This window comes from Roseateles sp. GW821-FHT09G09 (assembly GCF_059415965.1).
Map to the genome: position 1 here is coordinate 644,202 of NZ_JBWKOG010000002.1, position 25,512 is coordinate 669,713.

Sequence of the window (25,512 nt, forward strand, 5' to 3'; positions counted from 1 at the left end):
CATCGCGCATGCGGAGTTGGACGGCCGCATCGACGCCCTGATGGGCGTGCCGCGCGCCGACGTCGTCGTGGATATCCATCCGACCCCGACGCTCGCTGCGCTCGCGGCCGATCCGACGCACGACGGCAGGCTGGCGACGTTGTCCGTCGACGAACTGACGCTGCGCCGCCTCAAGAAGCAACGCCTGGCCCTGCGCGACGAGATCGCGCGGCTTGAACGGGCCAGCGACCCCGATGAGCCCGCCTGATCGTCACGATCCCGCCGTGAACGACGCGACCGATCACCCCACCGAGGATTCGACCGACGATCTGATGGCTGAAGCCCCCTGGGGCGCGGCCGAGGCGTCGCCGGCGCTGGCCGCGTCGCGTGCCCGCGCCGCCGCCGAGGCGCTCCGTCCGGGCGAGCTGGAGCAGTCGGTGATCGCCGCGTTCGACACGGGCGGACCGCTGTCCCGACATGGCCCCGGTTATGCCCCTCGCGAGCCCCAGCAGCGCATGGCGCTGGCCGTCGCGCAGGCGATCGCCGCACGCGACACGCTGGTCGTCGAGGCGGGTACGGGCGTCGGCAAGACCTTCGCGTATCTGGTGCCGGCGCTGCTCAGCGGCGGCCGCACGCTCATCAGCACGGCGACGAAAAGCTTGCAGGATCAGCTCTTCATGCGCGACCTGCCGCGCTTGCTGGACACCTTCGCGCTGCCGCTGCGCGCCGCGCTGCTGAAAGGGCGGGGGAGTTACCTCTGCTTGCATCGGCTGCAGCAGGCGCGCCACAGTGCGGAGCTGCCGGATCGGCGCGCCGTCGCGCAGCTGGCGCGCATCGAGCGCTGGGCGATGACGACCCACACCGGCGACTTCGCCGAGATCGACGGCATGGACGAGCGGTCGCCGGTGATCCCGATCGTCAGCTCCACGCGCGACAACTGCCTGGGCACCGACTGCCCGTCGTACCGCGATTGCTACGTCGTCAAGGCGCGGCGCGAGGCGATGGAGGCGGACCTCGTCGTCGTCAACCACCACCTGTTCTTCGCCGACCTGGTGCTGCGCGACAGCGGCGTCGCCGAGCTGCTGCCCAGCGTCGAGGTGGCGATCTTCGACGAGGCCCACCAACTGCCCGAGGCCGGCCTGAACTTCCTCGGTCGCCTGCTGGGCAGCGCGCAGCTGTTCGACTTCGGGCGCGACATGCTCGCGCAGGGCTTGGCGCATGCGCGCGGGCTGCAGGAGTGGCAGGCGATCTCGGGCGGTGTCGAGCGCGCGGCGCGTGCCTTGCGACTGGCCTGCGCCGGCGGGCGTGAGCTGCGCGGCGTGCTCAAGCTGCGCTGGAGCGAGTGTTCGGGCCGGACCGATTTCGAGGACGCGCTGGTGCAGGTCACGCAGGCGATCGAGCTCAGCGTGGACGCGCTGGCGACGGTGATGGAAGTCGGACCGGACCTCGTGCGTCTGCACGAGCGCGCGGTCGAGCTCTACAAGACGGCGCAGCTGTTCGCGCGCGCGCCGGATCCGGGCGCGGTGCGCTGGGTCGATGTCGGCACCCACCAGGTTCGCCTGATGGAGTCGCCGCTGGACATCCGTGAGGCGATGCAGGAGGCGCTCGCCAGCACGCCCAAGGCCTGGGTGTTCACATCGGCGACGCTGGGCGAGGACGATGCGCTGACCTGGTTCACCGAACCTGCCGGGCTCGGTCAGGCGCGCACGCTGCGCGTCGGCAGCCCGTTCGACTATGCGTCGCACGCGCGGCTCTATGTGCCCAGGCATTTCCCCAAGCCCTCCGAGCCCGATCACGGGGAGTCGGTCGGCTGGCTGGGTGCGCGTCTGGCGGCCCGGCTCGGTGGACGCACCTTCATCCTGACGACGACCTTGCGCCAGTTGCAGACGGTGGCCGACGTGCTGCGCCAGCGCTTCGAGGAAGGCGGCCATCGCATCGAGGTGCTGGTGCAGGGCACGATGCCCAAGCGGCAACTGCTGCAGCAGTTCGTCGATCAGCCCGCATCGGTGCTGGTCGGCTCGGCGAGTTTCTGGGAAGGCATCGACGTACCGGGTGACGCCTTGCAATGCGTGCTCATCGACAAGCTGCCGTTCCCGCCGCCGAACGATCCCTTGGTCGAAGCGCGCGTCGCGCGGCTGGAGTCCGAGGGCCGCAACCCCTTCATGGAGTACTTCGTCGCCGAGGCCGCGATCGCGCTGAAGCAGGGCGCGGGTCGCCTGATCCGCACCGAGACCGACCGTGGCCTGCTGGTCGTCTGCGATCCCCGCCTCGCGGGTTCGCACTACGGCAAGCGCTTGCGCGAGGCGCTGCCCCCGATGACGCAGGTGCCTGATGAAACGACGGCCCAGGCCTGGCTCGCCGAGCTCAAGGCGTCACACGACGCCTGAACGAAAAAGCCCGCGCAAACGCGGACCGAATCTCTTCGATGCCGCCCGGATCTGGTGTGCGGAAGCTTGCCAGACTAGGCGCGAGGGTCCGCCGCATAGCAGCGCTATGCAAGGTCCCGAGCAACGACGTCTGGCGAGCTTCCGCTCACCAGATCTGCCACCAGGCGCGGTCTTTGGGCTTGGCCCTGCCGGTCGTGAGGTACGAGCTGTCCGGGAAGCTGGACTGCAGCACGCGGCGGCTGTCGTCGCGCAGCTGTTCCAGGCCGAGCTTGTCATAGCTCTGCACCATCAGGAACAGCGCTTCTTCCAGCGCCGGGGCGTTCTGGAACTCCATCAACGCGGCCTGACCGCGGTTCGCCGCCGCCAGATAGGCGCCGCGGTTGTAGTAGTAGCGCGCCACATGCACCTCGTAGGCCGCGAGGCTGTTGGTGATGTAGTCGATGCGGATGCGACCGTCCTCGGAATACTTCGATTCCGGGAACTGCTCGACCAGCTGCTTGAACGCCTGCATCGAGTCGCGCGCGGCCTGCTGGTCGCGCTCGCTGATGTCCTGGCGGGCGATGCGGCCGAACAGGCCGAGGTCGTCGTTGAAGTTGACCAGTCCCTTCATGTACAGCGCGTAGTCCAGCGCCGGGCTCGACGGATTGAGCTTGATGAAGCGGTCCAGCACCGTCACGGCCTGCACGCGCTCGCCGCTCTTGTAGTTCGCCCAGGCCAGGTCCAGCTGCGCCTGCTGGCCCAGCGTGGTGCCCGCGGCGCGGCCTTCGATGCGTTCCAGCGTCTTGATCGCCCGGTCGTAGGAGCCGGAGAGCATGTCCTCCTTGGCCTCTGCGTACAATTTCTCCAGGTTGGCCTGGGAATTCGGGTCCTCCTTGGGGGCCGACGAACAGGCGGCCAGCCCCAGCACGGCAGCCGTCGCGGCGGTCATCGCCGCGCAGCGCCACACGGCGCGCCAGGAGCCGGACGCTTCAGAAGAATCCGCGGTCCGGCGGCGCAACACCCGAGTCTCGATCATGGTCCACAGGGCGCGCGCCACGGCGGCCCTCATCTGAAATTGGAGCGGCGATTATATGGTTCAGGTCGGTCACGACCCGGCGGCGCAGGACGGGCTTTACCCGGGTGGGAAACCAGGGGAAGCGCCTGCGCCTGCGGCGCTCCCCGAAGGCGTCGACGACGCCCAGGATGTCGGCATCGACTCGCCCGAGCGGCGCAGCGCCGAGGCCGGTCGCGACGAGATTGCGTTGCGCCTGGACAAATGGCTGGTGCAACTGGCGCCGGAGTTCTCGCGCAGCCATCTGCAGGGGCTCATCGAGCGCGGCTGCGTCACGCTCGACGGGCAGCGCGTCACCCACGCGTCGCGCAAACCCAGGCTGGGGCAGACGCTGGTCGTCGACCTGGTTCCGACCGAGGAGGCGCTGGCCTTCCGCGCGGAGCCGCTCGACCTCGACATCGTCTTCGAGGACGAGCACCTGCTCGTCGTGAACAAGCCGGCCGGCCTGGTCGTCCATCCGGCGGCGGGCAACTGGTCCGGCACGCTGATGAATGGGCTGCTCGCGCATCACGCGAAGGCGGCGACGCTGCCGCGCGCGGGCATCGTGCACCGGCTGGACAAGGACACCTCGGGGCTGATGGTCGTGGGCAAGACGCTGCCGGCGGTCACCGCCCTGATGCGGATGATCGCGGCGCGCGAGGTGCATCGCGAGTACCTCGCGCTGGTCCACGGCCGCACGCCCGACGAATGGATCGTCGACGCGCCGATCGGCCGCGATCCGCAGTCGCGCACGCGCATGGCCGTGGTCGGCGGCGGCAAGCCGGCGCGCACCGACTTCTTCAAGCTGGCCGAGGGCGAGTGGCAGGACGCGCGCGGCCTGGGCCGGACGGTCTCCGCGCTGCACTGCGTGCTGCATTCGGGCCGCACGCACCAGATCCGCGTCCATGCCGCGCATCGCGGGCATGCGCTGGTGTCGGACGCGCTGTACGGCGGCGCCGAGGCGCTGGGCGTGCCGCGCCAGGCGCTGCATGCGGCGCGGCTTGGTTTCGCGCACCCCCTCACCGGCGAGGCGATGCGCTTCGAAGCCTCGTTGCCGGACGATCTGGCGTCGGGTTGGCACGTCGCGGGTTTGCCCGATCCGGCGTTCTGAGAGGAGTGCGCGCGCTCGCGCTACAATGCTTCCCATTACTTGCGCTGACACCGACGTGAAGAACGTGCGCAAGGCGGCGACGGGCTGGCAGTTGACCCCGTTCGCAGCGCAGGCCGCGCACCGACGCGGCGTCCCACTGACCGGCCGGATCCACCCACTGAGCGGCGGCCGTTGGAGCACAGAGCTCCCAAGCAAGCAGATCGAATCCGTCCGGCGCGGCCCGTTGCCGCTGTCGGCGCCCAAGATGGCGACACACACCGATTTGACCGGTCCCGAGGCCGGCGTCATGAATTGAGCCCATGCTGAACGCATGCTGATCCGATGCTGATCCGATGAATACGCAGGAGGCCAAGCGGGTCCTGGAGACGGCGCTGCTCTGTGCGCAGGCGCCGCTGACGCTGCGTGACATGCGTTCGCTGTTCGCGGAAGAACTCAACGGCGACAGCGTGCGGTCGCTGCTCGACGAGTTGCTGCGCGAATGGGAAGGGCGGGGCGTCGAGCTGGTGGCCTTGTCCTCCGGCTGGCGCTTCCAGAGCCGGCCCGAGATGCGCGAGCATCTGGACCGGCTGCATCCGGAGAAGCCGCCGAAGTATTCGCGGGCGGTGCTGGAGACGCTGGCGATCATCGCCTACCGTCAACCGGTGACCCGCGGCGACATCGAGGACATCCGCGGCGTGGTGGTGGCGACGCCCATCATCAAGCAGCTCGAGGACCGCGACTGGATCGAGGTCATCGGGCATCGCGAGGCGCCGGGACGGCCGGCGCTGTATGCGACGACGAAGCATTTCCTGGACGACCTGGGGCTGCATTCGCTGGAGCAGCTGCCGGCCTTGATCCAGGGCGGCGACCCGACGCCGATCGCCGGGGCGCTGCAGGCCTCGCTGCTCGAGGAACCGCCCGGCGACGTGGTGGTCGAGATCGAACCGGCTGAACCTGCGGCAGCCGGGGAGGCTGCGGAAGCCGTCGATACGGCGGAAACCGCCGAGCCCGCTGAAACGAACCTGGCGACGCCCGAACCTTCGGATGCCGCCACTGAAGACGAATCCAAGCCGGTCGCCACGCGCGAACCCGGAGAAGAACCACAGGCTGGGGCTGTCAACCCCGAGCCCACTTGAGCGCCCCGGGAAGGGGCCGTGTCCACCGCTGACAAGGTGCAAGCCGACACATGAATTCCAACGATATCGACGATTCCAAGCCCGAGACGCTGACGACCGACCCGGCCGACGCGCCCGCGAAACCCAAGCGCACCCGCAAGGCTGCCGCGGCACCGGTGGAGGCGACCGATCCGGCCGCCGCGTCCGCGGCCGAGGAGACGCCGAAGCCGCGCGCACGCCGCAAGACGGCGGCCGCCGCCGAGGCGCCGGTCGAGGTGCCTGCCGCCGAAGCAGCGGAAACGCCCAAGCCCAAGCGCCGCACGACCAGGAAGGTCGCCGACGCGGAGACGGCGCCCGAGGCGGCTCCGGTGGCGGCTCCGGTGGCGGCTGAGCGCACCACGCTCCACGTGCCGGTCGCGACCGTCGAGGTGTCGCCCGCGCCGGTGTCGCCGGTGGCCGAGGCGGTCGGCGAGCTGGTCTCCCACGAGTCGCGCGACTCGCGCGAAGCCGGTCCGTTGGCCGGTGACGGCGCTGAAGGCTCCGACGGCGATGCGAATGGTGAACGCGAAGGCCGCGGCCGCAATCGCCGCCGCCGGGGTCGCGACCGTGATCGCGAACCGGGTGACGGCCAGCCGCCCCAGGGGCAGCGCGAAGCGGCGCAAGGGAGCGAAGGCGTCGAGTCCGCGCCGTCGCAGGCCGACAGCGCCCAGCTCCAGGCCGAGGCGCAGGCGCGTTTCGACGCGCTCGTCTCCGGCGCCTTCGATGCCGACGTCGAGGACGACGGCAGCGGGTCGGCCGACATGGCCGACGTCGAGGCGTCGTCCGGCGACGACGGGTCCGATGATGCCGCCGATCAGCCCGCCAAGCGCGTGCTGGCCCCCGATGTCGACGCGCCCAAGCTGCAGAAGGTGCTGGCGCAGGCCGGCGTCGGCTCGCGCCGCGACATCGAGGACATGATCGCCAAGGGCCAGATCACCGTGAACGACGAGGTCGCCCACGTCGGTCAGCGCATCTCCTACGGCGACCGCGTCGCCGTCGCCGGCAAGCCGATCAAGGTCCGCATCGCGCCGGTCGCGCCGCGTATCCTGGCGTACCACAAGCCCGTCGGCGAGGTCGTGACCTTCAACGACCCCGAAGGCCGCCCCACCGTCTTCCGCAACCTGCCGCGCCTGCCGCAGGGCAAGTGGCAGTCGGTCGGCCGGCTGGACCTGAACACCGAAGGCCTGCTGCTGTTCACCAACTCCGGTGAACTGGCCAATCTGCTGATGCACCCGCGCTTCGGCGTCGAGCGCGAGTACGCAGTGCGCGTGCTGGGCTCGTTGAGCAAGGACCAGAAGGAAAAGCTGCTGGCCGGCGTCGACGTCGACGGCCAGCAAGCCAGCTTCAAGAGTATCGAGGACGGCGGCGGCGAAGGCGTGAACCGCTGGTACCGCGTCGTCATCACCGAAGGCCGCAACCGCGAAGTCCGCAAGCTGTTCGAGACCGTCGGCCTGGCCGTCAGCCGCCTGATCCGGATCCGCTACGGCACCGTCGTGCTGCCGCGCGGCCTGCGCCGCGGCGTGTACATCGAGCTCGGCGACGCCGACGTCCGCGTCATCCGTCAATTCGCCGGCAACGAGCCGCGCCCGCCGCGCCAGAACGATCGCAACGACCGGGGCGACAAGCGTCGCCGCGGCAACAGCGACGGTCCGCGTCCGAGCCGTCCGGAACCGTCGCGCAACGAGCAGCGCGGTGACCACCGCGGCGATCGCGGCGAGCAGCGCGGGAATCGGAATGATCAGCGCGGCGACCCGCGCAACGACCAGCGCGCTGACCGTGGCGATCAACGCAACGACCCGCGCGGTGACCGGCAGGATCGCCCGCAGCGCAACAACGAGCAGCGCGCCCAGCAGAATCAACCGCAACGTCCGCAGCAACAGCAGCAGGAACGCGAACGCGATCGCCGGCCCCGCGACGAGGACGATGACGACTTCATCCCGAAGCACGTCAACCCGCTGGAGCAGACCTTCGACCGTCGCTTCGCGACCGGCAGCAAACGCATTCCGCAGGGCTTCGGCAAGGGCGGCAGCGATCCCGGCCACAACCCGAACCAGGGCAACAGGCGGGGTCCGGGTGGTGAGCACCAGCCGGATCCGATGAAGACCTCGATGGGTTACATCGGCGCCGACGCCTTCATCAATCGCGGCGGCAACCGGGGCGGCGGTCGCCGTGGCGGCGGTGGTGGCGGTGGCGGTGGCGGCGGGGGTGGTGGCGGCGGCCGCGGTCGTCGCTGACCCGTTTGAATGCCCAGGTTCCGCCCTCCAGGCGGGGCCGGGCGAACCGGGCCGGGTTCAATCCCGGCTTTTTGCCTTCCGGTGATGACCGTCTGATAACGGGATGTCACCTGGGGGCTTGACTTCACGCATTACAATCCCGGGCTTTGCCAAGCCCAAGATTTTCAAGGAAAAAGACATGGCCATCGAACGCACCCTCTCCATCATCAAGCCCGATGCCGTGGCCAAGAACGTCATCGGCCAGATCTACAGCCGTTTCGAAGGCGCCGGTCTGAAGATCATCGCCTCCAAGCAGAAGCAGCTGTCGCGCGCCGAAGCCGAAGCGTTCTACGCCGTGCACAAGGCCCGCCCGTTCTTCAACGACCTGGTGACCTTCATGATCTCCGGCCCGGTGCAGATCCAGGTGCTGGAAGGCGAAGGCGCCATCCTGAAGAACCGTGACCTGATGGGCGCGACCGATCCGAAGAAGGCCGAGAAGGGCACCATCCGCGCCGACTTCGCCGACAGCATCGACGCGAACGCCGTGCACGGCTCGGACGCCGCCGAGACCGCCGCCGTGGAAGTGGCCTTCTTCTTCTCCGGCCTGGAAATCAACGCCCGCTGAATCGGGCAAGGCCTCTGACCTCCGGGCCATGAGGCCCAGAGAATGAGGAACGCATGATGGACACGGTCAACCTGCTCGGATTCGATCTGCAAGGCCTGGCCGCGTACTGCGAGCAGCTGGGGGAGAAGCGCTTCCGCGCGACCCAGCTGTTCCGCTGGATCCATCAGAAGGGCGCGTCGGACTTCGCCCAGATGTCCGACCTGGCCAAGTCGCTGCGCGACAAGCTGGCCGGGCGCGCCCACATCACCGCGCTGCCGGTGATCTCCGAACACGTCTCTGCCGACGGCACCATCAAGTGGTTGTTCGACGTCGGCCAGGGCAACGCCGTCGAGGCGGTCTACATCCCCGAGGACGACCGGGCCACGCTGTGCATCTCCAGCCAGGCCGGTTGCGCCGTGGGTTGCCGCTTCTGCTCGACCGGCCATCAAGGCTTCAGCCGCAACCTCGAGACCTGGGAGATCGTCGCCCAGCTCTGGTACGCCGAGCATTCGCTGCGCCAACGCCTGGGCAAGGACGAACGCATCATCTCCAACGTCGTGATGATGGGCATGGGCGAGCCGCTGCAGAACTACGGCGCGCTGGTCCCCGCGCTGCGCATGATGCTGGACGACCACGGCTACGGCCTGTCGCGCCGCCGCGTGACGGTGTCGACCTCGGGCGTGGTCCCGATGATCGACCGCCTGCGCGAGGACGCGCCGGTGGCCCTGGCCGTCTCGCTGCACGCCCCCAACGACCCGCTGCGCGACCAGCTGGTGCCGCTCAACCGCAAGTACCCGATCGCGGAACTGCTGGCGAGCTGCAAGGCCTACCTGGACAAGGCACCCCGCGACTTCATCACCTTCGAGTACTGCATGCTGCAGGAGGTGAACGATGCGCCGGAGCAGGCCCGCGAGCTGATCGCGCTGCTCAAGGGCAAGGTGCCCTGCAAGGTCAACCTGATCCCGTTCAACCCGTTCCCCGCGTCGGGCCTGAAGCGCAGCACCAACGAACGCGTGAAGGCGTTCGCCGACCTGCTGATCCAGGCCGGCATCGTGACGACCGTGCGCAAGACGCGCGGCGACGATATCGACGCCGCCTGCGGCCAGCTGGCCGGGGAGGTGCAGGACCGGACCCGGGTCCATCTGCGCATGGTGCGCGCGCCCGTGGTGGTACAGCGCGGCGCGACATCGGGCGCAACATCGGGCGCGGCTTCCGCCGGTCCTTCCGGCGCCTCCTCGGGCGTCGTGCCCGGGCCGGCCACGCCTTCGACCCCCGTCACTCCCACAGGCACACGTCCATGACCCCTTCGTCGCCCGGCTCCCTCCTTCCGCGTCGTTCCGCCCGGACCCTGTCCGTCGTGCTGGTGATCGCCGCGGCCCTGGCCGGGTGCGCGAGCGGTTCGCAGCAGCAACAGCAGCCGCGCACCGAGAGCGACAAGACCGACAACGACCGTCGCGCGCAGGTGCGGCTCGAGCTCGCCAGCGGCTACTTCGCGCGCGGCCAGTACGAGACGGCGCTGGACGAGGTGAAGCTGGCCATGGCCGCGAAGCCGGACCTGCCCGAAGCGATCAACCTGCGCAACCTGATCTACGCCGCGATGGGCGAGTTCGGCCTGGCCGAGGAGGGCTTCAAGCAGTTGATCGCCCGCGACCGCAACAACGGCGACACGCTGCACAACTACGGCTGGTTCCTGTGCCAGCGCCAGCGCTACGCCGAGGCCTACCAGCAGTTCGAAGCGGCGGTGGCGATCCCGACCTATCGCACGCCGTCGCGCACGCTGCTCGCCTGGGGCGCCTGCGAGGCGCGCGAAGGCCGGCTGGTGCCCGCGCAAGTCCACCTGACCAAGGCCTTCGAGGCCGAACCGGGCAATCCGACGATCGCGCTGAACCTGGGCGAAGTGCTGTACCGCCAGGGGGAGTACGAACGGGCGCGCTTCTACGTGCGCCGCGTCAACACCAACGTGGAACAGGCCAGTGCCGCCAGCCTCTGGCTGGAGCTGCGCATCGAGCGCCGCCTGGGCAACTCGTCCAACATGGACGATCTCGGTCAGCAAATGCGGCGCAAGTATCCGCAGGCGGCCGAGACGCAGGCATTGAACAACGGTCGATTCGATGAATGAGGGACATCGCATGACTCCGACGGCCACCGACGAGGCGTCGCTCGCAGCCGATTTCGCTGCCTCCATGTCCGCGCCCAGCTCGGCCGGCGCCGTGCTGCGCCGCGCGCGCGAGGCCAGGGGCTTGCACATCGCCGCGCTCGCGGCGACGCTGAAGGTGCCGCAGTCGAAGCTGGAGGCCCTGGAGGCCGATCGCTACCAGGACCTGCCCGACGCGACCTTTGCCCGGGCGCTGGCGCGGTCGGTGTGTCGCGTCATGAAACTCGACGCCGCGCAGGTGTTGATCCTGCTGCCTAGCGGCGGCGGCGAAGCCTCGCTGGACCGCGTGACGCCGGGCTTGAACCAGCCGTTCCGCGCGCGGTCGGTGAGTCAGGATCCGGCGCTGTCGACGGCCTTGCTCAAGCGGCCCGCGGTGTTGGGCGTCGGCGTGCTGCTGATCGCCGCAGTGGCGGTCTATGCGATCCCGTCGAGCTGGATCGACCAGGTCACGGAGCGTTTCCGGGGGACCGAGTCCTCCGTCACGACGGCGCCCGGCCCGGGCAACGTCGCCGGCACGCCGCCGGCCGCGACCGACGCGCCGCTGACGAATGTCGAGGCGCCGGGGGCGAGTTCGTCCGACGCGGCACCGCAAACCGCACAGACCGCACAAAACGCTCAAACCGCGCAAGCGCAGCAGATGCAGCCGTCGCAGCAGACGCAGCAGACGCAGCAGACGCCGGCCGCGACCTCGCCCGTTCCGTCCAGCACCGCTCCGACCGCGACGACTGCCACCGTCACGGCGGCACCGGCCGCTCAGACTTCGCCGACTGCCTCGTCCGTCGCGCAGCCCGGTCAACCGGCCCAGGCCGGCGCCCCCGCGCCTGGCACCTCGCCCTTGAAGGTCCGCGCCACCGCGGAGTCGTGGGTGGAGGTCGTCGACGCCAAGGGCCAGGTGTTGCTGTCCCGCCTGCTCAGACCCGGTGATCTGGTCGACGTGAACGGCGCCGCGCCCCTGAAGCTGCGCGTGGGCAACGTGTCCGGCACGGAACTGGTGTTCCGCGGCCAGCCGGTGGACCTCGCCGCCCGGTCGCGCGACAACGTCGCCCGACTCGAGCTGAACTGACCGGATCACCTCCAGCCGACCCCGAGCCGACGGGCGCCGCACCCAGCCGTAACCCCTTCGCAAGAGCGCCGCAAGATGGACAAGCCAGCCACTCCCGATATCGCCGACCTCAGCGCTGACATCGACGCCCAAGCCCACGATCTGTCCGACCTGATCGCGGCCGCCGCGCCGTCCGCGCGCCGCTCGCGTCAGGCGCAGGTGCGCTGGGGCAGCCGCGTGGTGACGATCGGCGGCGACGCGCCGGTGCGCGTGCAGTCGATGACCAACACCGACACCGTCGACGTCATCGAGACCGCGATCCAGGTCAAGGAACTGGCGCAGGCCGGGTCGGAGCTGGTTCGCATCACCGTCAACAACGCCGAGGCCGCCGACGCCGTCCCGCACATCCGCGAGCAGCTCGACCGCATGGGCGTCGACGTGCCGCTGGTCGGCGACTTCCACTACAACGGCCATCGGCTGTTGACCGAGCATCCCGCCATGGCGCGGGCACTGTCGAAGTACCGGATCAATCCGGGCAACGTCGGCAAGGGCGACAAGAAGGACCGCCAGTTCGCCCAGATGATCGAGGCCGCGATGCAGTACGACAAGGTCGTGCGCATCGGCGTCAACTGGGGCAGCCTGGACCAGGAACTGCTCGCCCAGATGATGGACGAGAACGCGAAGCGCGCCGCGCCCTGGGACGGCAAGCAGGTCATGTACCAGGCGCTGATCCAGTCCGCGCTGTCGTCGGCGTCGTACGCCCGCGAGCTGGGCATGAACCCCGACAACATCATCATCAGCTGCAAGGTCAGCGGCGTGCAGGACCTGATCTCGGTCTACCGCGCGCTGAGCCGGCGCTGCGACTACGCGCTGCACCTGGGCCTGACCGAGGCCGGCATGGGCACCAAGGGCACGGTGGCCTCGGCCACGGCGCTGGGCGTGCTGCTGCAGGAAGGCATCGGCGACACGATCCGCGTCTCGCTGACGCCGCAACCCGGCGAGTCGCGCACGCAGGAAGTGGTGGTCGCGCTGGAGATCCTGCAGTCGCTGGGCCTGCGCGCGTTCAACCCGAGCGTCACCGCCTGCCCCGGCTGTGGCCGCACGACCAGCACGACCTTCCAGGAACTGGCCAAGCAGATCGACGACTTCCTGCGCGCGCAGATGCCGGTCTGGCGCGAGAAGTACCCCGGCGTCGAGACCATGAAGGTCGCGGTGATGGGCTGCATCGTCAACGGCCCCGGCGAGAGCAAGCATGCCGACATCGGCATCAGCCTGCCGGGCAACGGCGAGGCGCCGGCGGCGCCCGTCTTCATCGACGGCGAGAAGGCGCTGACCCTGCGCGGCGACAACATCGCCGGCGAGTTCCACGCCCTGGTCGAGACCTACATCGAAAAGCGCTTCGGCGCGAGCACCACCACCGCATGAGCAAGAACATCCAGGCCGTCAAGGGGATGAACGACATCCTCCCGGCCAGCGTCGACCGCAAGGACAAGCTGCCGAGCAGCCAGCTGTGGAGCTGGTTCGAGACCACGCTGCGCGGCGTGCTGCAGCGCTACGGCTACCAGTACATGCTGACCCCGATCGTCGAGCCGACCGCGCTGTTCGTGCGCGGCCTGGGCGAGGTCACCGACATCGTCGAGAAGGAGATGTACTCCTTCACCGACAGCATGAACGGCGACAAGCTGACGCTGCGCCCCGAGGCCACCGCCGGGATCGTGCGCGCGATGGTCGAGCACAACGCGCTGTACAACGGCCCGCTGCGGCTGTGGACGATGGGACCGATGTTCCGTCATGAGCGCCCGCAGAAGGGCCGCTACCGCCAGTTCAACCAGCTGGACGTCGAGGCGCTGGGCTTCGCCGGTCCGGACGTGGACGCCGAGATCATCCTGATGGTCCGCCGCCTGTGGCAGGAGCTGGGTCTGGTCGTCGGCGAGCATGTGCGCCTGGAGCTGAATTCGCTGGGCCAGCCGGAGGAACGCGCCGCGCACCGCGCCGCGCTGATCACCCACTTCGAGGCGCACGCCGACAAGCTGGACGAGGACGGCAAGCGCCGTCTGCACACCAATCCGCTGCGCATCCTGGACACCAAGAATCCGGCCATGCAGGCGGTCGTCGAGGCGGCGCCGCACCTGATGGATTTCCTCGGCGAGGAGAGCCTGGCGCATTTCAACGCCGTGCGCGCGATCCTCGACGCCGCCGGCCTGGAGTACCGCATCAACACGCGCCTGGTGCGCGGCATGGACTACTACAACCTGACCGTCTTCGAATGGGTGACCGAGCAGCTCGGCTCCCAGGGCACGGTCTGCGGCGGCGGTCGTTACGACGGCCTGTTCGAACAGCTCGGCGGGAAGCCGACGCCGGCGGTGGGCTTCGGCCTCGGCATCGAACGCCTGCTGCTGCTGATCGACGAACTGGGCCTGCCCGTGCCGTCCTCGGCCCCGGACGTCTATGCGATCCTGCCGGACGCGGCCGTGCTGCCCCAGGCGGTCCCCGTGCTGGAGGCGCTGCGCGCCGAAGGCGTCGCGGTGCAGATGCACGCCGGCGGCGGCTCGTTCAAGGCGCAGTTCAAGAAGGCCGACGCCTCGGGCGCCCGCTTCGCGCTGGTGTTCGGCCCGGACGAACTCGCCCGCGGCGAGGTGGCCGTCAAGCCCTTGCGCGGCGGCGGCGAACAGGTGACACGTCCGCTTAACACGGTCGCTGCATGGGCAGCCGACCTGCGCACCGCATAATCGCGACCTCGAATTTCAACCCGGACCCTCATTCGCACATGGCGTCTCATCTCGATCTCGAAGAACAGGAACAGCTGGAGCAGCTCAAGGCGTTCTGGAAGCGCTGGGGCAATGCGATCACCTGGCTGCTGACGCTGGTGCTGGTCGCCTACGCCGGCTGGACCGGCTGGAACTACTGGCAGCGCACCGAGGCCGCCAAGGCCGCCGCGATGTTCGGCGAGCTGCAGCGCGCGGCGCAGGCCGCCGATCTGGGCAAGAGCGTGGCGGTCTTCGGCACCCTGAAGCAGGACTACGCCGGCACCGGTTACGCCGCGCAGGCCGCGCTGGTGACCGCGCGGCTGCAGCTGGACAAGGACAAGGCCGACGACGCCCGCGCCACGCTGGCCTGGGCCGCCGCCAACGCGAAGGGCGATGCCTACCGCGACCTGGCGCGCCTGCGTCTGGCCGCGCTGCAGATGGACGCCAAGCAGTTCGATGAAGCCGGCAAGACGCTGGATGCCGTCAAGAGCGCGGACTTCGCGGCCCTGGTGGCCGATCGCCGCGGCGACCTGGCGCTGCTGCAGAACAAGCCCGACGTCGCCAAGACCGAGTTCAAGAAGGCCTACGACGGTCTGGACAAGCAGCTCGACTACCGTCGCCTGCTCGAAGTGAAGCTGGCCAGCCTGGGCGTGGCGGTCGGCGGCGACGAGCCCGCCGCGGGAGCGCCCCAATGAACGCCGGCCTGACCGTGGGTCGGCTGGCGCGCGCGCTGCTGCTGGGCGGCGTCGTCGCGACGCTGGGCGCCTGCTCGCTGTTCAGCAGCTCGACCGCGCCCAAGCCGGCGCCGCTGGAGAACATCACCCCGTCGCTGCAGGCCCGGGTGGCCTGGGAGGCGCGCGTCGACAGCGTCAAGTTCCCGCTGACGATCACGGCGGTCAACGACCGCTTCGTCGTCGGCGGCTCGGACGGTGTCATCAGCGCGATCTCCGCCGCCGACGGCACCACGCTGTGGCGCGCCGACATCGGCAAGGGCCTGACCGCCGGCGTCGGCAGCGATGGCCGCTTCGCCGCGGCGGTGACCCGCGACAACGAGCTGGTCGTCACCGAGGGCGACAAGATCCTGTGGCGCAAGGCGATGACGACCCCGGTCGTGACGTCGCCGTTCGTCGCCGGTGAGCGCGTGTTCGTGCTGACGCTGGACCGTGCGGTGCTGGCCTTCGACGCGGCCGACGGCCGCCGGCTGTGGGAACTGCGCCGTCCTGGCGAGCCCCTGACGCTGCAGCAGGCCGGCGTGATCGGTGCCTATCAGAACACGCTGCTGGTCGGGCAGGGTTCGCGCCTGGCGGGCATCGATCCCAGCCGTGGCCTGCTGATGTGGGAGGCGACCGTCGCCAACCCCCGCGGCACCAACGAAGTCGAACGCCTCGCCGACCTGGTCGGCCCGCTGGCCCGTGACAACGACGTCTTCTGCGCCCGCGCGTTCCAGTCGGCCGTCGCCTGCGTCAATGGCGAACGCGGCAACACGATCTGGACCCGCAACAACGCCGGCCTGCGCGGCGTCGGCGCCGATTCGACCATCGTCGTCGGCGGCGACGCGTCCGACCGCCTGACCGCCTGGGGCACCCGCACCGGCGACGTCGTGTGGACCGCCGACCAGTTCCAGAATCGCAAGCTCAGCGCGCCGGTGGTGACCGACAAGTCGGTCATCGTCGGCGACAGCGAGGGCTACGTGCACTTCCTGTCCAAGGACAAGGGCCTGACCGTGCAGCGCCTGCAGACCGACAGCTCCGGCCTCGCCGCGGCGCCGGTGCAGCTCGGCGGCACGGTGCTGATCGCCACCCGCAGCGGACGCCTGTTCGCGCTGCGCCAAGACTGATATGAAACCTGTGATCGCCCTGGTGGGCCGCCCCAACGTGGGCAAGTCCACGCTGTTCAACCGGATGACGAAGAGCCGCGACGCCATCGTCGCGGACTTCGCCGGCCTCACGCGCGACCGCCATTACGGCGACGGTCGCCTGGGCGATCGCGAGTTCATCGTCATCGACACCGGCGGCTTCGAGCCGGACAGCACCACCGGCATCGTCAAGGAGATGGCCAAGCAGACCCGCCAGGCCGTGGCCGAGGCGGATGCCGTCATCTTCGTGCTGGACGTCCGCACCGGCCTGGCCGGCCAGGACCAGGACATCGGCCGCTATCTGCGCCAGTGCAACAAGCGCGTGTTCATCGCCGTCAACAAGGCCGAAGGCATGAGCGACAGCCCGCTGCTGGCCGAGTTCCATGAACTCGGCATGGGCGAGCCGCATCCGGTCTCCGCCGCGCACGGGCAGGGCATCCGCTCGCTGCTCGAGGCGGTGCTGGACAGCTTCGAGGCGCCGGCCGAGGACGAGGAATTCGCCGAGGGCGCCGGTCCCGACGATGAACGCGCAATCCGCCTTGCGGTGGCTGGCCGCCCCAACGTCGGCAAGAGCACGCTGATCAACACCTGGCTCGGCGAGGAGCGGCTGGTCGCCTTCGACATGCCCGGCACGACGCGCGACGCCATCAGCGTCGACTTCGAGCACAACGGCCAGAAGTTCAAGCTGATCGACACCGCCGGCCTGCGCCGCAAGGGCAAGGTCTTCGAGGCGATCGAGAAGTTCTCGGTGGTCAAGACGCTGCAGGCGATCGCCGACGCGAACGTCGTGCTGCTGCTGATCGACGCGACGCAGGGCGTCACCGACCAGGACGCGCACATCGCCGGTTACGCGCTGGACAGCGGCCGGGCGGTGGTCATCGCGATCAACAAGTGGGATGCGATCGACAGCTACCAGCGCGAGACCATCGAGCGCCAGATCCAGACGCGCCTCGGGTTCCTGCGCTTCGCGCCCATCCTGAAGATCTCCGCGCTGAAGCGGCAGGGCCTGGGCCCGCTGTGGAAGGCGCTGGCCGACGCCTATTCCTCGGCCTATCGCAAGATGACGACGCCGGTGCTGACGCGCCTGATCCAGGAAGCGGTGCAGCATCAACAGCCGCAGCGCTCGGGCATCTCGCGGCCGAAGCTGCGCTACGCGCACCAGGGCGGCATGAACCCCCCGATCGTCGTCATCCACGGGAATGCGCTCGAAGGCGTCAGCGACGTCTACAAGCGCTATCTCGAAGGGCGCATCCGCGACCACTACAAGCTGGTGGGCACGCCCATGAAGATCGAGCTGCGATCCTCGAAGAACCCGTTCGCCGAAACCTGAAGACAGCGCGGTCCGGGGAAACCCGGTGCTGTGATAAGGTGTGGCATTCCAACACCTCACTTCCAACACGGAGCATATCGTGAGCAACAAAGGACAACTCTTGCAAGACCCTTTCCTGAACCTGCTGCGCAAGGAGCATGTTCCTGTGAGCATCTACCTCGTGAACGGCATCAAACTGCAAGGCCACATCGAGTCCTTTGACCAGTACGTGGTGCTGCTGCGCAATACGGTCACGCAGATGGTCTACAAGCACGCCATCTCCACGGTGGTTCCGGGCCGTGCGGTGAACTTCCACACCGGCGAGAGCAACGACGCCAGCTGAAGCTGATTGACCACACAAGACCCCACCCATTCGACGCCGCCCCCCGAGGCGGCGCGCGCCATTCTGGTGGGGGTCGATCTGGGCCGCGGCGAGGCCTTCGACCCCACCCTCGACGAACTCGCGCTGCTGGCCGAATCGGCCGGTGACACCCCGGTCGCCCGGGTCGTCGCCCGGCGCAAGGCTCCCGACGCGGCGCTGTTCATCGGTTCCGGAAAAGCCGACGAGATCAAGCTGATGGTGCAGGCGCTCGGCGCCCACACCGTGCTGTTCGACCAGGCCATCTCTCCCGCCCAGCAACGCAACCTGGAACGCCACCTCGGCGTGCCCGTGGCCGACCGCACCGCGCTGATCCTGGAGATCTTCGCCGCCCGCGCGCAGAGCTTCGAGGGCAAGCTGCAGGTGGAACTCGCGCGGCTGCAGTACCTCTCCACGCGCCTCGTGCGCCGCTGGAGCCATCTGGAGCGCCAGAGCGGCGGCATCGGCATGCGCGGCGGCCCCGGCGAGCGCCAGATCGAGCTGGACCGCCGGATGATCGACGACCGCATCAAGTCGATCAAGGAACGCCTCAAGAAGGTCCAGAAGCAACGCGCCACGCAGCGTCGCGCCCGCGCGCGCAACGGCGTGTTCCGCGTGTCGCTGGTGGGTTACACCAACGCCGGCAAGAGCACGCTGTTCAATGCGCTGACCAAGGCGAAGGCCTACGCCGCGAACCAGCTGTTCGCGACCCTCGACACGACGACCCGTTCGCTCTACCTCGAGGAGGCGGGCACCAGCGTGTCCCTGTCCGACACCGTCGGCTTCATCCGCGACCTCCCGCACAAGCTCGTGGAGGCGTTCAAGGCCACGCTGCAGGAAGCGGCCGATGCCGATCTGCTGCTGCACGTCGTGGACGCCGCCAGCCCGGTGCTGACCGAGCAGATGGAGGAGGTGGAGCGGGTGCTCGCCGAGATCGGTGCGCAGCACATCCCGCAGATCCTCGTCTACAACAAGCTCGACCTGCTGGAGGACAACCAGCGTCCGCGCCAGTTGCAGGATTGGCTGACGCGGGTCGGTGGCGAGCACGGCGGCCAGCGCCTGCCGCGGATCTTCGTCAGCGCGGCCCAGGGTGAAGGCCTCGACGAGCTGCGCGCGATGATCGCGTCGCTGATGCAGGCCGCGCCGGTGCCCGAGTACGCCGGCCAGGAGCCGGATCTGGCGACGGCGGCTGGCACGACGGATGCCGGGGAAGATGCCGACGGCGCCGACGACGCCGACGACTCGGAACAGGCGGGCGGGATCGATGTCGACGATGTCGACTTGAACCCGGAAGACCCGCCCCAAGATCGTTCGAACCCGCAGGATCATCCGCAGGGACGCACAGGCTGAGGCCGTTCGCCAATGCCCGATACTTGCAACAAGACTTCCTCATCAGGATGCGTATGAATCAAGACGATCGCATGTCCGTCGCCGGTGGCGGACGTGACCCGCGGGGTGGAGCCGGCAGCCTGCGCCGCCGGTTGGGGCTCTGGATGAGCAATGGCCGCAATGAAGGTCCGCCGGATCTCGACGAGCTGTGGCGCGACTTCAACCGCAAGCTGTCCCGCCTGTTCGGCGGCGGCCGCGGCGGCAGTGACGGCAACGGCCCGGCCGGCAACGGCGGCGGCAACCTGCAGCCCGACATGCGCGGCGCAGGCATCGGCGTGGCGCTGGTCATCGGCGTGGTCCTGCTCGGTTGGCTGGCCAGCGGCGTGTTCATCGTGCAGGAAGGTCAGCGCGGCGTGATCACCTCGTTCGGCAAGTACAGCCGCACGGTGGACGCCGGCATCCAGTACCGCCTGCCGTATCCGTTCCAGGCGCACGAGGTCGTCTCGTTCACGCAGTTGCAGACCGTCGAGATCGGCCGCAATTCGGTCGGCCAGGCGACGGGTCTGCGCGATTCGTCGATGCTGACGCAGGACGAGAACATCATCGACGTCCGTTTCACCGTGCAGTACCGGTTGAAGGACGCGCGCGACTACCTGTTCGAGAACTTCAACACCGACGAGGCGGTCAGCCAGGCGTCCGAATCGGCCGTGCGCGAGATCGTCGGCCGCAGCAACACCGACGCGGTGCTCTACGAGCAGCGTGACGCGATCGCCAACGACCTCGTGAAGTCGATCCAGACGCAGCTCGACCGCCTGAAGACCGGCATCGAGGTCGTCAACGTCAACCTCAGCAGCGTGCAGCCGCCCGAGCAGGTGCAGGCCGCCTTCGACGACGCGTTCCGCGCGACCGCCGACCGCGAGCGCCTGAAGAATGAAGGCGAGGCCTACGCCAACGACGTGATCCCGCGCGCCCAGGGCCAGGCGGCCCGCCTGCGCGAGGACGCCGAGGCCTACCGCGCCCGGGTCGTCTCGTTCGCCGACGGTGACGCGCAGCGTTTCAAGTCGGTGCTGGCCGAGTACCAGAAGGCGCCGGCCGTCACCCGCGACCGTCTCTACATCGACACGATGCAACAGGTCTATTCGCGGGTCACCAAGGTGATGGTGGACGCCAAGAGCGGCTCCAACCTGTTGTACCTGCCGCTGGACAAGCTGATGCAGCAGACGTCGGGCACGGTCACCACGACGGCGCCGACGCCGGTGGTGCCCACGGAGACGACGCCGACCGGCGCCTCGTCCTTGAGCACCGATCCGCGTTCGCGCGACGCCATGCGCAGCCGTGATCGCGACGGCCGCTGATCGAGGGAGCCCACAACAATGAATCGCATCGTCTCCGTCGTCGTCGGTCTGCTGATCCTGTTCGTGATCGCCAGTTCGACCCTGTTCGTCGTCGACCAGCGCCAGTTCGCGGTCGTCTATTCGCTGGGCGAGATCAAGGAAGTGATCACCGAGCCCGGCTTGAAGTTCAAGCTGCCTCCGCCGCTGCAGAACGTGGTCTTCCTGGACCGCAGAGTGCAGACGCTGGACGCCGCCGATCCGCGCCCGATCTTCACCGCTGAAAAGAAGAGCCTGGTCATCGACTGGCTGGTGAAGTGGCGCATCGTCGATTCGCGCCAGTACATCCGCAACAGCGGCACGCAGTTGCGCAGCCTGGAAACGCGCCTCAGCCCCATCGTGCAGAACGCGCTGAACGAGGAGGTGACCAAGCGGACCGTGCGCGCGGTGCTGGCCACCGAGCGCGAAAAGGTCATGCAGGACGTGCGCAAGCGCCTCGAGGAAGAAGCCAAGCAGTTCGGCATCGAGATCGTCGACGTGCGGGTCAAGCGGGTGGACTTCGCCGCCAACATCACCGAAGCGGTCTACAACCGGATGAAGTCGGAACGCGCCCGCGTCGCCAACGAGCTGCGCTCCACCGGCGCGGCCGAAGGCGAGAAGATCAAGGCCGACGCCGACAAGCAGCGGGAGGTCATCACCGCCGAGGCCTACCGCGACGCGCAGAAGATCATGGGCGAGGGCGATGCCAAGGCGTCGATCCTGTACTCCGAAGCCTTCGGTCGTGACCCGCAGTTCGCTCAGTTCTACCGCTCGCTGGATGCCTACCAGCGGTCGTTCAAGAACAAGGGCGACGTGATGGTGCTCGACCCGTCGAGCCCCTTCTTCAACGCGATGCGCAACGGCGGCCCCGGCGCGCCGGCGGCTCCGGCACCGAAGAAGTGAATCCGGGAGGAGCCGGGCGAAGCGACCTCCGGGTCCACCGGCTCTCGTCATCGGGCTGACCGGCGTCAGCCGGGGAGGGCGGCCTCATCATGGGTGGCGACAAGTGGCTGGCAGCGCTGGCGCTGCTGCTGATCATGGAGGGGCTGATGCCCTTCCTGAACCCCGGCGCCTGGCGCCAGCTCTTCGCCAGACTGTTGGCGATGAGCGACGGCCAGTTGCGATTCCTCGGTCTCTCGAGTCTGGTCTGCGGCGGTGTGCTGCTGATGCTGCTCTGAGCAGCCTGTCACGAAGCCTCGCTGAATCGTTGGCGAACCCGCGCCGAACCCTCGGCTGAGGGTTCCGGCGGTCGAGGTGCGTCGCGACCCCGGTACAATGCCGTTTTTAACCCCCTCCCTGAACGTCCATGGCCTCTGCTTGGCTGCTGCCCGAGCACATTGCTGACGTCCTCCCCTCCCAGGCTCGCCGCATCGAAGAACTTCGACGCGAACTGCTGGACATGGCGCGGACCTACGGTTGCGAGTTGGTGATGCCCCCCTTGCTGGAGCATCTCGACTCGCTGCTTTCCGGTACCGGTCAGGCGCTGGACCTCAAGACCTTCAAGCTCGTCGACCAACTGTCGGGTCGCAGCCTGGGCCTGCGCGCGGACACGACGCCGCAGGTGGCCCGCATCGACGCCCACCTGCTGAACCGTGCCGGCGTGACGCGGCTGTGCTACTGCGGCCCGGTGCTGCATACGCGCGCCGAAGGGCTGACTGCGACGCGCGAGCCGTTGCAGTTCGGCGTCGAGATCTACGGCCATGCCGGCCTCGAGGCCGATCTTGAAGCGCAGGAACTCGCCATCGACGCGATGCAACGCGCTGGCGTCACGCGGCTGGTGCTGGACCTGGGTGACGCCCGCCTGGTGCGCGGCGTGCTCGGCGAGCATGCGCTGAGCGAGGACCGCCTGAATGCCCTGGTGGCCGCGATGGCCGCCAAGGACGCGGCCGGCGTGGCCGCGTTCTCGAACGAGCTGCCAGATGCCGTCGTCGCCGCGCTGCAGACCTTGCTGCGCCTGTACGGCGGCGTCGAGGTGCTGGCCGACGCGCGCCGTGCATTGCCGGCCAACGCGCTGGTGACGGCCGCGCTGGATGACCTCGAGTGGCTGATCCGCCACCTGGGCGCGGCGTATCCCGACGTGCGCATCGGCGTCGACCTCGCGGACCTGCCGGGCTTCGGCTACTACAGCGGCGTGCGCTTCGCGCTGTACGCGGAGGGCGGCAGCGATGCGGTCCTGCGCGGCGGCCGCTACGACGAGGTCGGCGCGGTCTTCGGCCGGCGTCGCCCCGCCGTCGGTTTCAGCCTGGACCTGAAGACGCTGGTGGGCCTGATCCCCGCCACGTCGCTGCGGGCCGCGGTGCGTGCCCCGTGGGGCGAGGATCCCGACCTGCGCGCGGCGGTCCGCCGTCTGCGCGAACAGGGCGAAACCGTGGTCTGCGTCCTGCCGGGCCACGAGCAAGAGAACGACGAATTCGAATGCGACCGCGAGCTGGTGCAGTCCGGCGGTCACTGGGTGCTGCGGTCGCTGTGAGCGACGCGATTCGCCCCTCCACCCTCAACCTCCAAATCATCGGATGAACGACATGCAAAGCAGTGAGATCGCGCGCGGGCGCAACGTGGTGGTGGTCGGCACCCAATGGGGCGACGAAGGCAAGGGCAAGGTCGTCGACTGGCTGACTCCCCACGCGCAAGGCGTGGTCCGTTTCCAGGGCGGCCACAACGCCGGCCACACGCTGGTCATCAAGGGCGTGAAGACGGCGCTGCAACTGATCCCGTCGGGCATCATGCGCGACGGTGTCGCCTGCTACATCGGCAACGGCGTGGTGCTGGACCCGACCCATCTGCTGTCGGAGATCGAGCGCCTGGAGAAGGCCGGCGTGGAGGTCCGTTCGCGCCTGTACATCAGCGAGTCCTGCCCGCTGATCATGCCGTTCCACGTCGAGGTCGACCGCGCCCGCGAAGCGCTGCGCGAGAGCAGCGGCAGCGGCAAGATCGGCACGACCGGCAAGGGCATCGGCCCGGCCTATGAGGACAAGGTCGCCCGCCGCGCGCTGCGCGTGCAGGACCTGAAGCATCCGGACCGCTTCGCGAAGAAGCTCCGGGAGCTGATCGACCTGCACAACGCCGCGCTGACCGGCTACCTGAACGGCAAGGCGCTCGAGTTCCAGCCGATCTTCGACCATGCGATGTCGCTGGCCGATCAGATCAGGCCGATGATGGCCGACGTCGGCTACATGCTGCACAAGGCGCATCAGGCCGGCCAGAACATCCTGTTCGAAGGCGCGCAGGGCACGCTGCTGGACATCGACCACGGCACCTATCCGTACGTGACCTCGAGCAACTGCGTGGCCGGCAATGCCGCCGCCGGCGCCGGCGTCGGTCCGCAGATGCTGCATTACATGCTGGGCATCACGAAGGCGTACGCGACGCGCGTCGGCTCGGGTCCGTTCCCCACCGAACTGGACTGGGAAACCCCGGGCACGGTGGGTCACCACCTGTCGACGGTGGGCCAGGAGCGCGGCACCGTGACCGGTCGCGCCCGTCGCTGCGGCTGGATCGACGCCGCCGCGCTGAAGCGGTCGATGATCATCAACGGCATCTCCGGCCTGTGCCTGACCAAGCTGGACGTGCTGGACGGCCTGGCCGAGATCAACATCTGCGTGGGCTATGAGCTCGACGGCAAGCAGATCGACATCCTGCCGCTGGACGCCGACGAGATCGTCGCCTGCAAGCCGGTCTACGAAGTTTTCCCCGGGTGGACCGAATCGACCTTCGGCATCACCGACTGGGATCAGCTGCCGGCCAATGCGCGCTCCTACCTGAAGCGCGTGGAGGAAGTGGTCGGCGCGCCGATCGCCATGGTGTCCACCGGTCCCGACCGCGAGCACACCATCCTGCTGCAGCATCCGTTCCAGGCTTGAGCGACCGCTCGGCCCTGTCGTTTCCCGTCTTATCCAGACCTGACCCCATCCATCGCTGAGGAGCCTCCCCCATGTTGACCGACGACGGCAAACATCTGTACGTGTCGTGGGATGAATACCACCTGTTGATCGAACGCCTCGCGCTGAAGGTGCACGCCTCCGGCTGGGAGTTCGACCAGATCCTGTGCCTGGCGCGTGGCGGGATGCGTCCCGGCGACGTGCTGTCGCGCGTGTTCGACAAGCCGTTGGGCATCATGTCGACCAGTTCGTACCGTGCCGAAGCGGGCACGATCCAGGGGCGTCTGGACATCGCCAAGTACATCACCATGCCCAAGGGCGAGCTCGCCGGACGCGTGCTGCTGGTGGACGACCTGGCGGACTCCGGGGTGACGCTGAAGGCGGTGGTGGAGCGGCTGCGCGGCATGCCGTCGATCAGCGAGCTGCGCTCGGCCGTGATCTGGACGAAGAGCGTCTCGGAATACACCCCGGACTACTACGTCGAGATGCTGGAAACCAGCCCGTGGATCCACCAGCCGTTCGAGGACTACGATTCGCTGCGGCCCGACGCGCTGGCCAAGAAGTTCGCGATCTGATGAAGCAAGGGCTGACAACTGTCAGCCCTTTTCGTTGGTGCGCCATGCCGCCGCTGCACGCACCAGGTATCGAGAAGATGGGGCTGCCGGTGCCCCTCGAAGCGAATGCCGAGCGTGAGGAGGCGATTGAGCGGAGAGGTGTACCGGCAGCCCCATCTTCGGGCGCACGACACGGTCACGCGAGAGTCCCCGGGGAGCGCCAAAGAGAAAAGCCGGCTGGAAGCCGGCTTTTCGAATATGGTGCCCAGGAGAGGACTCGAACCTCCACGGAGTTACCCGCTAGTACCTGAAACTAGTGCGTCTACCAATTCCGCCACCTGGGCAAGGTCAGAAGCCAACATCTCGGGAAACCAGCTCAAGCCACTTCTTGAAGTATTCTTGAGTTCTCGGTTTCTCGACACGCAAAACAGCTTCTGCGTTTCAGGAAAGACAAGGAT

24 protein-coding genes and 1 tRNA gene are annotated in these 25,512 nt (G+C 68.6%); 23 read left to right on the forward strand and 2 right to left on the reverse strand.

Annotated elements, in window-relative coordinates; translation table 11 throughout:
• The first annotated feature begins 16 nt into the window (after positions 1 to 16).
• The gene (locus tag AC07O8_RS07710; protein WP_495047452.1) at positions 17 to 247 is read left to right on the forward strand and encodes a DUF465 domain-containing protein; all 231 of its coding nucleotides are present in this window, start codon (positions 17 to 19) and stop codon (positions 245 to 247) included.
• 64 nt (positions 248 to 311) lie between these two features.
• Positions 312 to 2,366, forward strand: coding sequence for a DNA repair helicase YoaA (gene yoaA, locus AC07O8_RS07715; RefSeq protein ID WP_495047619.1), 2,055 nt, complete (start codon positions 312 to 314; stop codon positions 2,364 to 2,366).
• Positions 2,367 to 2,511: 145 nt separating this feature from the next.
• Here the strand turns inward: yoaA and AC07O8_RS07720 are convergent, their stop codons facing one another.
• Positions 2,512 to 3,294 (reverse strand): outer membrane protein assembly factor BamD, encoded by a 783-nt coding sequence (locus tag AC07O8_RS07720; RefSeq protein WP_495047620.1) that lies wholly within the window; start codon positions 3,292 to 3,294, stop codon positions 2,512 to 2,514.
• A 142-nt stretch (positions 3,295 to 3,436) separates the two neighbouring features.
• On the opposite strand from AC07O8_RS07720, the gene AC07O8_RS07725 reads away from it, so the two are divergent.
• The 21 genes from AC07O8_RS07725 (at position 3,437) to AC07O8_RS07825 (ending at position 25,075) form a co-directional block, all read left to right on the forward strand.
• A complete protein-coding gene (locus AC07O8_RS07725; protein WP_495047453.1) occupies positions 3,437 to 4,507 on the forward strand; it encodes an RluA family pseudouridine synthase in 1,071 nt (356 codons plus the stop codon).
• A 55-nt stretch (positions 4,508 to 4,562) separates the two neighbouring features.
• A complete protein-coding gene (locus AC07O8_RS07730) occupies positions 4,563 to 4,802 on the forward strand; it encodes a hypothetical protein (RefSeq protein WP_495047454.1) in 240 nt (79 codons plus the stop codon).
• A 37-nt stretch (positions 4,803 to 4,839) separates the two neighbouring features.
• Complete coding sequence (scpB, locus tag AC07O8_RS07735; RefSeq protein WP_495047455.1) at positions 4,840 to 5,622, forward strand: SMC-Scp complex subunit ScpB; 783 nt, start codon at positions 4,840 to 4,842, stop codon at positions 5,620 to 5,622.
• A 50-nt stretch (positions 5,623 to 5,672) separates the two neighbouring features.
• Positions 5,673 to 7,874, forward strand: a complete 2,202-nt coding sequence (locus AC07O8_RS07740) for a pseudouridine synthase (RefSeq protein WP_495047456.1) — start codon at positions 5,673 to 5,675, stop codon at positions 7,872 to 7,874.
• A 178-nt stretch (positions 7,875 to 8,052) separates the two neighbouring features.
• Positions 8,053 to 8,478 carry a nucleoside-diphosphate kinase gene (ndk, locus tag AC07O8_RS07745; RefSeq protein ID WP_297525899.1) on the forward strand — a complete coding sequence of 142 codons (426 nt, stop codon included), beginning with the start codon at positions 8,053 to 8,055 and terminating at the stop codon, positions 8,476 to 8,478.
• Positions 8,479 to 8,534: 56 nt separating this feature from the next.
• Entirely contained in the window at positions 8,535 to 9,758 is a 1,224-nt protein-coding gene (gene rlmN / locus AC07O8_RS07750) for a dual-specificity RNA methyltransferase RlmN (RefSeq protein ID WP_495047621.1), read from the forward strand.
• The gene (gene pilW / locus AC07O8_RS07755) at positions 9,755 to 10,576 is read left to right on the forward strand and encodes a type IV pilus biogenesis/stability protein PilW (protein WP_495047457.1); all 822 of its coding nucleotides are present in this window, start codon (positions 9,755 to 9,757) and stop codon (positions 10,574 to 10,576) included. The genes rlmN and pilW overlap by 4 nt, the downstream gene beginning before the upstream one ends.
• A gap of 64 nt (positions 10,577 to 10,640) precedes the next feature.
• Entirely contained in the window at positions 10,641 to 11,675 is a 1,035-nt protein-coding gene (locus tag AC07O8_RS07760) for a helix-turn-helix domain-containing protein (protein ID WP_495047458.1), read from the forward strand.
• Between the two features lie 75 nt (positions 11,676 to 11,750).
• Positions 11,751 to 13,079, forward strand: coding sequence for a flavodoxin-dependent (E)-4-hydroxy-3-methylbut-2-enyl-diphosphate synthase (ispG, locus tag AC07O8_RS07765; RefSeq protein ID WP_495047459.1), 1,329 nt, complete (start codon positions 11,751 to 11,753; stop codon positions 13,077 to 13,079).
• Positions 13,076 to 14,383 carry a histidine--tRNA ligase gene (gene hisS, locus AC07O8_RS07770; protein ID WP_495047460.1) on the forward strand — a complete coding sequence of 436 codons (1,308 nt, stop codon included), beginning with the start codon at positions 13,076 to 13,078 and terminating at the stop codon, positions 14,381 to 14,383. Before ispG ends, hisS begins: the two co-directional genes overlap by 4 nt.
• Before the next feature lie 38 nt (positions 14,384 to 14,421).
• Positions 14,422 to 15,096 carry a YfgM family protein gene (locus AC07O8_RS07775; RefSeq protein WP_495047461.1) on the forward strand — a complete coding sequence of 225 codons (675 nt, stop codon included), beginning with the start codon at positions 14,422 to 14,424 and terminating at the stop codon, positions 15,094 to 15,096.
• On the forward strand, positions 15,093 to 16,238 hold the full coding sequence (gene bamB / locus AC07O8_RS07780) for an outer membrane protein assembly factor BamB (protein ID WP_495047462.1): 1,146 nt from the start codon (positions 15,093 to 15,095) through the stop codon (positions 16,236 to 16,238). The genes AC07O8_RS07775 and bamB overlap by 4 nt, the downstream gene beginning before the upstream one ends.
• Position 16,239: 1 nt before the next feature.
• Positions 16,240 to 17,586 (forward strand): ribosome biogenesis GTPase Der, encoded by a 1,347-nt coding sequence (der, locus tag AC07O8_RS07785; RefSeq protein WP_297525907.1) that lies wholly within the window; start codon positions 16,240 to 16,242, stop codon positions 17,584 to 17,586.
• Positions 17,587 to 17,665: 79 nt separating this feature from the next.
• Entirely contained in the window at positions 17,666 to 17,908 is a 243-nt protein-coding gene (gene hfq / locus AC07O8_RS07790) for an RNA chaperone Hfq (RefSeq protein WP_067275532.1), read from the forward strand.
• Positions 17,909 to 17,914: 6 nt separating this feature from the next.
• Positions 17,915 to 19,273 carry a GTPase HflX gene (hflX, locus tag AC07O8_RS07795; RefSeq protein WP_495047463.1) on the forward strand — a complete coding sequence of 453 codons (1,359 nt, stop codon included), beginning with the start codon at positions 17,915 to 17,917 and terminating at the stop codon, positions 19,271 to 19,273.
• A 53-nt stretch (positions 19,274 to 19,326) separates the two neighbouring features.
• Positions 19,327 to 20,607, forward strand: a complete 1,281-nt coding sequence (gene hflK, locus AC07O8_RS07800) for an FtsH protease activity modulator HflK (protein WP_297525909.1) — start codon at positions 19,327 to 19,329, stop codon at positions 20,605 to 20,607.
• 18 nt (positions 20,608 to 20,625) lie between these two features.
• Positions 20,626 to 21,525, forward strand: a complete 900-nt coding sequence (hflC, locus tag AC07O8_RS07805) for a protease modulator HflC (RefSeq protein WP_495047464.1) — start codon at positions 20,626 to 20,628, stop codon at positions 21,523 to 21,525.
• Positions 21,526 to 21,614: 89 nt separating this feature from the next.
• Positions 21,615 to 21,800, forward strand: a complete 186-nt coding sequence (locus AC07O8_RS07810) for a DUF2065 domain-containing protein (RefSeq protein WP_297525911.1) — start codon at positions 21,615 to 21,617, stop codon at positions 21,798 to 21,800.
• Between the two features lie 128 nt (positions 21,801 to 21,928).
• Positions 21,929 to 23,092, forward strand: a complete 1,164-nt coding sequence (locus AC07O8_RS07815) for an ATP phosphoribosyltransferase regulatory subunit (RefSeq protein ID WP_495047465.1) — start codon at positions 21,929 to 21,931, stop codon at positions 23,090 to 23,092.
• 52 nt (positions 23,093 to 23,144) lie between these two features.
• The gene (locus AC07O8_RS07820; RefSeq protein WP_495047622.1) at positions 23,145 to 24,482 is read left to right on the forward strand and encodes an adenylosuccinate synthase; all 1,338 of its coding nucleotides are present in this window, start codon (positions 23,145 to 23,147) and stop codon (positions 24,480 to 24,482) included.
• A gap of 71 nt (positions 24,483 to 24,553) precedes the next feature.
• Positions 24,554 to 25,075, forward strand: coding sequence for a phosphoribosyltransferase (locus tag AC07O8_RS07825; RefSeq protein ID WP_088403590.1), 522 nt, complete (start codon positions 24,554 to 24,556; stop codon positions 25,073 to 25,075).
• 238 nt (positions 25,076 to 25,313) lie between these two features.
• On the opposite strand, the gene AC07O8_RS07830 is transcribed toward AC07O8_RS07825, so the two are convergent.
• Positions 25,314 to 25,398, reverse strand: a tRNA-Leu gene (locus tag AC07O8_RS07830).
• Between the last annotated feature and the right edge of the window lie 114 nt (positions 25,399 to 25,512).